The 276-nt window shown below is 66.3% G+C and carries 1 protein-coding gene; it reads left to right on the top strand.

The window, feature by feature from the left end; genetic code table 11:
- Window positions 1-276 (top strand): hypothetical protein (locus AC0IYH_RS31400; protein WP_471838137.1); only part of this gene is annotated, 276 nt, incomplete at both ends.

Here is a 276-nt window from a genome sequence, read left to right as displayed (position 1 = left end):
ATCCCGGCCTGTACGTACTGGAATACGGACCCACCCGCACCGCCCCGTTCCGTATCGCCACCGATGCCTATGCAGGCGCGTGGCACCCGACGCTCGACGTGTATTTCCCCGTCGCGATGGACCACATGTTCGTCAACGAAGGCTACCGCGTGTGGCACGGCGATGCGCACCGCGACGATGCGCGGCAGGCGCCCGTCGATCACGAACATATCGACCTCTATCGACAGGGGCCGACCACCGACACCCGCTTCAAGCCGGGCGAGCACATCCCCGGCC

The organism is Pseudomonas sp. AC463 (assembly GCF_979253585.1).
This window is presented reverse-complemented; position numbering and strand designations above follow the sequence as displayed.